This window comes from Mariniluteicoccus endophyticus, assembly GCF_054780035.1.
Window position 1 is genome coordinate 53045 of sequence record NZ_BAAGXC010000028.1, and the last position, 6883, is coordinate 59927.

Annotated in this window: 5 protein-coding genes and 1 pseudogene; all 6 read right to left on the reverse strand. The window is 66.9% G+C overall.

Features of this window, described 5'->3' with window-relative positions; all coding sequences use genetic code 11:
* Positions 1 to 49: 49 nt before the first annotated feature.
* The 6 genes and pseudogenes from ACYVGD_RS13705 to ACYVGD_RS13730 all read right to left on the reverse strand — a co-directional run bounded on the left by ACYVGD_RS13705 (position 50) and on the right by ACYVGD_RS13730 (position 6213).
* Positions 50 to 991, reverse strand: coding sequence for a LysR family transcriptional regulator (locus ACYVGD_RS13705; protein ID WP_460744331.1), 942 nt, complete (start codon positions 989 to 991; stop codon positions 50 to 52).
* A 30-nt stretch (positions 992 to 1021) separates the two neighbouring features.
* Entirely contained in the window at positions 1022 to 2614 is a 1593-nt protein-coding gene (locus tag ACYVGD_RS13710) for a DUF6297 family protein (RefSeq protein WP_460744332.1), read from the reverse strand.
* Between the two features lie 152 nt (positions 2615 to 2766).
* Positions 2767 to 3396 (reverse strand): annotated as a pseudogene (gene ccmA, locus ACYVGD_RS13715) (heme ABC exporter ATP-binding protein CcmA); the annotation flags it as partial.
* Between the two features lie 516 nt (positions 3397 to 3912).
* Positions 3913 to 4362, reverse strand: a complete 450-nt coding sequence (locus ACYVGD_RS13720) for a hypothetical protein (RefSeq protein ID WP_460744333.1) — start codon at positions 4360 to 4362, stop codon at positions 3913 to 3915.
* Between the two features lie 23 nt (positions 4363 to 4385).
* Complete coding sequence (locus tag ACYVGD_RS13725) at positions 4386 to 5102, reverse strand: polymorphic toxin-type HINT domain-containing protein (RefSeq protein ID WP_460744334.1); 717 nt, start codon at positions 5100 to 5102, stop codon at positions 4386 to 4388.
* A complete protein-coding gene (locus ACYVGD_RS13730) occupies positions 5053 to 6213 on the reverse strand; it encodes an RHS repeat-associated core domain-containing protein (RefSeq protein ID WP_460744335.1) in 1161 nt (386 codons plus the stop codon). Before ACYVGD_RS13730 ends, ACYVGD_RS13725 begins: the two co-directional genes overlap by 50 nt.
* Positions 6214 to 6883: the final 670 nt, after the last annotated feature.

Here is a 6883-nt window from a genome sequence, read left to right on the forward strand (position 1 = left end):
GGGACCATGTCGTGAAGCCCTGTGCAGAGATCGGGCTCGAGGGGAAGGGTCAGGCGGTGCAGACGCTGATGCGCGCCGCGAGCTCCTCGGGTACGCCGGCCACGAGCTTGCGCGCCGAGGCGACGAGGGCCTGGTGGAGGTTGATCAGCGACGGCTTCTTCGCGTCGTGCTCGGGCACGACGAGCGACACCTGACGGCGCAGCGGCTCCTCGATGCCCACGACGGTGACGCCCTGCGGCATCGAACCGAGCGCGTTCAGCAGCGGTCGCATGGCGACTCCGATGCCGCGGGAGACGAGCTGGCCCGTCATCGCCGGGTCATCGGTCGACACGAGGATGTCAGGGGTGAAGCCGCGGTCCGCGCAGGCGGTCACCAACTCCTGGCGACACTTGGGACAACCGCCGATCCACGTGCCGTCGGCGGCGGCCTCCAACGGGGCCGACTCCCGGCCGCCGAGGTCCCCGGCCGTGGGGACGAGCAGGACGAAGTCCTCTTGGAGCACACCGAGCTCGACGAGGCCGCGCCCGGGCGACTCACCCGGGTAGGAGAACGTCACCAGCGCCTCGACCTGGCCGGTCGACAGCAGGTCCCACGAGGCCGGCGGCTCGGCGTCGAGCACCTTCACGCGCAGCGTCGAGTCTCGCTCGACGAGCTCGGCCAACGCACCCGGCAGCAGCGCGGCGTTCGCCGACGGGAACGAGGCCAGCGACAGGTCGACCAAGTCGTCACGGCCGGCCGCCTCGCGGACCTGATCGATGACGAACCGCCACGACGACAGCGTCGTGTCGGCGTACCCCTGAAGCGCGCGCCCGGCAGCGGTGAGCTCGACCCGTCCGCCCTCGCGGGAGAACAGCGGGGTGCCCATGTTGCGCTCGAGCGACTTGACCTGCTGGCTGACCGTGGGCTGACTCAACCCCAGCCGGCGTGCGGCGGCCGAGATGCTCCCGGTGTGCACGACGGCCACGAAGGTCTCCAGCAGCTTGGTGTCCATGCGACCAGTGTGACACCTCCGTCCAACCGGTCACTTCTTGGTCTTGAGCTCCTCGCGCTTCTTGCGCTCCTCCTCGAGCAGGCGTTTCTGCTCGGCCTGCTGCTCCTGCAGCTTCTCCATGTCGAAGTTTCCGAGCGCGAACCAGTAGCAGATGCCCGCCACGAGCACCGAGATCAGCCAGGGCAGGCCGAACAACAGCGGGATCGTGATGGCGATGACCATGTCGAAGCCGCGCACCATGTTGCCGATCAGGCCGGGCGGCATCGCGCCGGCCTGTGTCGCCAGCATCGGGGCGCCGTAGTCGACGGGCTTCGCGATCGTCCACCGCACCGCGCCCAGCAGGCCGGCGACGGCGGTGAGCATCGCGTACGTGATCGCGTCGGTCGGGGTCTTGACGGTGCTCACGAACGCCGGGACGACGAGCAGGCCCCAGACCGCCGCGACGGCGGCGGCGACGGTCATCGACGCGCGCATGATCTGCTGCTGGTCGAACGGCAGGCAGCGGGCGAGGCCGACGGTACGCGTGAGGACGCGCAGCGAGCCCAGTAGCGGGATCAGCGCCCAGAACAGGAACAGGCCGGCGACCAGCGGCACGAACTTCCCGAAGCCGAGCGCGGCGGCGGCGTACGGGACGACCAGCGAGCCCAGGACGGGCAGGAAGGCCTGCGGGGTACGCAGCAGCCGGCTCAGATCGCGGCGCACGAGCGCGTCGATGCCGGTGCCGCTGCCCGCGCGGGAGCGGACGTGGCCGCGCTCGCGGGCGTTGCGCTCGATGACGATGTCGCGGGCCAGACCGAGGTCGAGGGCATACATGGCGCCGGCCATGCCGGAGACGAGCGAACCGCCGGAGACCAGACGCGTACGCCGGAGCCGGCGCAGGCGGGACCACGCGGCCACGAAGGTGACGCCGAGGACGACCGCTGAGACCCCCGCGACCGCCACGGCGACGACCATCTCCGTGCCGGCGGCGATGGCGAAGGAGAACCACCCCGCGGCGATGCCGACGACCGCGCCCAGCGCGGCGACCGCCGCGATGGCGAAGAGGTAGGTGAGGACCCGCGTGGCCAGCGTCCGCTCGGCCGTCTGCTCGAACGCCGAGAACGCCACGATGGCAGCGCACGACAGGACGCCCGCCACGCCCCAAGCCACGATCAGCGGGACCGGCGAACCCGCGAGGGCCGCGACCAGCGGGGGCAGGACTGCACCGAGGACGGCGGCGAGCGAGACGGCGGTCATCAGGCGGCCGCGCAGCAGCCGGGCCCGGTCGATGGGTGCGTCGAGCAACCAGAAGCCCTCCGGCGCCGATGCGAGCACCGGCCCGAACAGGCGCGCCGCGGCGACCGACAGCGCCACCGAGGTGGCCAGCGCCGCGTACGGGAGCAGCGAGCGGGCGGACTGGCAGGCGGCGGTGGTACAGGTGGCCGCATCGCCCTGGGCCTGCACGATCAGCGCGATCAGCATGGAGCCGAGGACGAGCACGGACAGGACGACGACGTACGCGTCCTGCAGCGCCTCCCACAGGGTGCGGGTGGCGCGGCCGGTGCGCCAGTCCTTGATCTGGCGGCGCAGGTCGCGTTCGTCGGCGGGTTCCCCGGCGACGGGGCGGGGGGCGAACGTGGTCAACGCTTCTTCTTCCCGTGGGAGGGACGGGGCTTCTTCTGCCCACCACCCGCGCTCTGCGCCTCGGGCTTCGGCTCGGCGGCGGCCGTGGCACCGGCCACGGGGGCGTCGCCGTACGCCAGCTCGACCCGGTTCTCGCCGGCCTCGGCGTGGGGGCCGAGGCGTACGACGCGGGTGGCGACCTGCTCGACGAGGTAAGGCTCGTGGGAGGCGAAGACCAGCGCGAGGCCCTCGGAGAGCTCACGGTTGAGGCGCTCGGCGAGCCAGCGGACGCCCTCGACGTCGAGGCGAGCCTCGGGCTCGTCGAGGATCAGCAGCTTGCGGGGGCGTACGAAGGCGGTGGCGAGGCCGAGGCGGCGGCGCTGGCCGGACGACAGCGTGCCGGGCAGCTGGCCCGACTGCGGCACGAGCTGGACCTCTTCGAGGATGGCGTCGACCATCGTCTCGGGGTCGTCGATGCCGTGGGCCCGGGCGAGCAGGTCGAGGTGTTCGACGACCGACAGGTCGGGGAAGAAGTCGAGGTCGTCGATGACCGTGGCGACGTCGCGGCGGATCTGCCTGTTGGTCTCCGACATCTTCTCGCCCTCGACGGTGATCGTCCCCGCGTCGGGCTTGTCGGCGCCGACCAGGCAGCGCAGCAGCGTCGATTTGCCGGCGCCGTTGCGCCCGGTCAGCACGACGGCCTCACCGGCGCGTACGTCGAGGTCGAACTTGTCGAAGATGGTGGTGGGTCCGAACGCGCGTTTCAGCCCTCGCACCTGGAGGATGGGGTTGCCCTTGGCCATGGGGTCGATTGTTCCACGGCGGGCGAGGTACGCCGGTCCGCGCGCCGCGGTGCCACACGCGCTGTGAGGCTCGTGCCTGACTTGCTGGCCGACTCGCCTGGCCTGTGAGATGAACTCGATGGTCACGCGGTGACGCGACAAGGTCAGCAAACTCTTTGTGCACGGCAGTCCCGTACTTCCTCGGTGCTGCCATGACTCTCATCCTTCCGTGCAATGAAAGCCTCCATCAGACCCGGGGCGATTCACCTCCAGATCTGCCACCATTACCAAAACCGTATCCTGCTACACAGCGCCCACCGGGCGCAGCAACACCGCTTGACCAGCCAAAGCACCACGCTCAACTGCGAATAGCCGGTCATCCATGGTTCGACCCGTGTCCAGGCGCCGGTGTCGGCGTCGCGGTACCAGCGCACCGTGGGGTAGCGGTGCTCGTCGATCCCGATCTGGGTGACGTGAAGCGCATCGATGTAGAGACCTCCGCATAGGTGCCTCGTGGCCGGGTTTTCAACCCCGGCCTCAGCAGTCCCTCGGCCTAAGCCAAGACCCAAGAATTCTCTCCTCTTGCACACCGGTCGGGTCTGCAGGACACAGGCGGCGCCACGCCCTGAAGAACTCAGAACCAGAAGCCACGAGCGCCTCGAACAGTTCCCCGTCAGGCGCTACCGCAGATCGATTGATTGTTGCCCCGTCTGTCACGCGAATCAACGTGTGCCCCACCCAAGCCCGTTCAGCGGTGATCGAGATCGCCTGATCAGGGAACCATTGCTTCCCTGACCCCGTCCTTCGATAATCAGCGAAAACCAACACCAACAGGGGCCAAAGCCAGTTGATGTCGTCCCACAGATCCAGACCGAACAACTCGACACCATCAACGGTGAAGCTCAACGCTCCCGTGAGATACATGCAGTCGCCGGCATGTTCCGAAACCTCGCAGATCTCGAGAAACGACCCATCGCCACGACGCACGAAACTCCTGATTCGCACCCTCGTCATGACACGGTCCCCGGGTAGAACTGTCCAATGCGCCCACCGGAGACACCCAAGACATAATCAACGTCGTTGACACGCCCCTGGACTCGCCCTGTCCCTGCTCCAATCCTCATCAGCTCCGTCCGGTTCTGTCGCGCAACGACTCCGATTGCGTTCTCGACATCGGCAATCGACATCGCCTCGTCAAAGAAGGTCTGGGAAGTCTTGGCACAGCCATCCCAGTATCGCGGGTGGTGACGTTGAAGAATGTGACTCATCCCTGACTTGTCGAGCTGGAACTGCGCGTTGCCAAACTGGTACCGCGAACTGCTCCAGCCCCGCAACGCCATCAAGCAGGTGTTGTGAACAAGCACGGCACCCTTGCCAACATGATACGTGTGGATGCCTTCCACACTAAGGTTGTAGGCCAGCGTCTCACGGCCAGAACCGAGGTCCAGTCCCGAAACCGTGACCACACCGCCGTCGGCGCCGAGCACCTGCTCTCCAGGGCTGAGTTCGTCGGCCCTCTCGAACCGCTGGTCGGTCACCGACCAGAACGGGTGGTCTTCGGTCGTAGTAATGACCTCGCCACCGACGACCAAGTCGATGACGGTGTCCTCGTGGACGAAGACGTGCTCAACCTTCTTGGCGGTCTGCTCTCCGGTCTCGGGGTCGGTCGCAATGACTTCATCGCCAACCTTGACGTCCTCGATAGGCTTCCGGCTGCCGTCGGCCATGAGCACGGTCGTTAGACCGGTAAACGAGCAGGCTTTCGCTGCTGTGCGTGCGGCGACGGCTGCTCTTCCCCCGCCGACGGCGGCTTTCCCCGTCCAGCTGATGGCTCGGCCGATGGGAACAATGCTGACAATGTCGAGGGCGACCTCGCCTCGGGCCGCCCAAGCCGCGGCTGTTGTCCGTTGAGGCTGCTTGCTTGTACTGCTCGACCTTCTTCTGGGCCGGCGATTTGTAGGGGGCGAGTGCAGCCTGAGGCTTTTTGGCCCATTTGAGCCGGGCGTGATAATTGTTATCGTCGTCTTCGTAGGATGAGGTCTTATAGCGCCTGTTCCATCCGGAGTCGAGCCCGTACTTGTTTTTGTAGGATTGCCCTCCGGAGCGTCCGGAGGGGGTTTGGTAGGCGGCGTCGATGGCACGTCCCCAGTCGCTGGAGCGGTTGTACTCGTCGCGTTCGGCCTTCCACATTTCGCCGGTGTAGTCGTCGGGGCGTTCGCCGGTGGGGTCGGGGTGGTCGACGGGGTTGGAGTTGCCGTATTGGTAGGGGTTCCACTGGGTGGGTGCGTTGAGGTCGATGATGGGGTCTGGGGAGAGGAACCTGCCGGTGGTGGGGTCGTAGTCACGGGCGCCGATGCGGAGCATGCCGAGGGTGGTGTCGGTGAGGCCCTGGACGAACCCACGATTCGACGCCCACACTGCTGGTGCTGGCCCGCGGGGTGTGCCATACGGCAGGGTCCGCCGGGTCTCCAACATGGAGGTGACGTTGTTGACCGTCCAGGTGCCGGTGTTGTTCAGATCCGACCACAGGGTATGGACATCAGCATTGTTGTAGCCGGTCCGCATCGCCACGGTCTGCCCGGCGTACTGGACATAGCGTTGCGCGGTCACGGTGTTCGTGGCCCGGGTCAACGTGAGCTCGGTATCCCCCAACGACAACACGGTGGTGGCGTCGTCACGGCGGATCAACCGGGACCCGTCGACGTGATAGGCGAACTTTGTGGTCTGCCCGTCCTGCACGACCTGCGTGAGGCGGCCTTCGGCGTTCCAGGCCAGCGTCTGGACGGCGGCCGGGCTGGTGGGACCGACCGCACCAGCAGTGGTGGTACGACCGGTCACGTTCCCGGCGGCGTCGTGGTTGATCGGGCTGGTGGTGGTGCCGGTGGGGCTGGTGGTGGTCTGTTGGGTGGGCTGGTGGGGTTTGGCCCCGGCGCCGGGAACGGTCCAAGCGGTGGTGGTGTCTCCGCCGATGGTGTGGCTGGTTTCGGTGAGCCGGTTCCCGGCGGTGTCGAAGGTCCAGTCCTGCCAGTATGGTGCGGGCCCCCATCCACCTCATGGCAGCTGGGGACCCCCACTCCGCTGCCCTCCTCGACTTCTGCCGTGACGCCGTCCGGAACGGCAACCCCCCGGGCTCCAAGTACTCCGCGCGCCATCAACCCCACGCCACCTTGGAGCAGCTGCGCCAGAGCCGGAGAGAATCCCGAAAAAGTAATCAAAAGATACATCGGGAGGGATATGTACGCCCCTTACGAAATGGATGAGATTACGCTCAAATGCGGCCGTCCTGACGTTAACGGGAAGGACGGCTTCGGATTCCTTCACCTCTACGATCCCCCCTTGCCCAATCACGTCACAGACTTTGAAAGAATGGCATTGGGGACCGATCAAGATTGGCGCGAAATTGCAGACATAGGCATAGCGGCAGCCCTCATCGACATTCCAGGCTCATCCCAAAGCAGGGTGGGTTCTGAATCCGCCGGTCTCGAGTAGGCATCGGGCGATGTAGTTG